Origin of the sequence: Vibrio genomosp. F10 str. 9ZD137 (assembly GCF_049974785.1) — a bacterium.
GTDB lineage: Bacteria > Pseudomonadota > Gammaproteobacteria > Enterobacterales > Vibrionaceae > Vibrio.
Map to the genome: position 1 here is coordinate 1 of NZ_JBNGCJ010000088.1, position 627 is coordinate 627.

Annotated in this window: 1 protein-coding gene; it reads left to right on the top strand. The window is 36.8% G+C overall.

Annotated elements, in window-relative coordinates:
- The first annotated feature begins 85 nt into the window (after positions 1-85).
- Positions 86-496, top strand: a complete 411-nt coding sequence (locus tag ACP45E_RS01055; protein WP_017037239.1) for a VOC family protein — start codon at positions 86-88, stop codon at positions 494-496.
- Positions 497-627 lie beyond the last annotated feature (131 nt).

Here is a 627-nt window from a genome sequence, read left to right on the forward strand (position 1 = left end):
GCCGCTTAGCAGAGCGTTATATGCAAAAATGAGTTTATGAGCTAAATAGGGTAGAATTCCACTTTTGAACTGTAGTGAGCCACAAATGAATAAGCCTATCGAACAAAGAATTGGTAACATCGCCTTAGTTGTTGAAAATTATGATGATGCAATTGAATTTTATACTAAAAAACTTCAATTTGAGCTTGTCGAAGATACGGATTTAGGCGGTGGTAAGCGTTGGGTTCAAATATCTCCACCTAATTCAACGGGTACAAATTTACTATTGGCTCAAGCAAGTAATGATGACCAATTAAAATCAGTTGGTAATCAAGCTGGCGGTCGTGTTTTCTTATTTCTTCAAACTAATGATTTCTGGCGTGACTATGAGTTTATCAAAGCTCAAAGTGTCGAATTTACTGAAGAACCACGTATTGAAGAATATGGCACAGTTGTCGTATTTAAAGACTTATACGGTACAAAATGGGACTTATTGCAGCTAAATCAAGTTAACTAAGTCTGTAGCATATAACAAATGCATCAACACGATTTGCTACATTCGGCGTTGTCAGTTTGCCTTTAGTTTCAGTGATTAAGGCAGTAAAATTCAGGTAAGTCTGTATCGTAGCAAACGTGTTATGCAGGCGT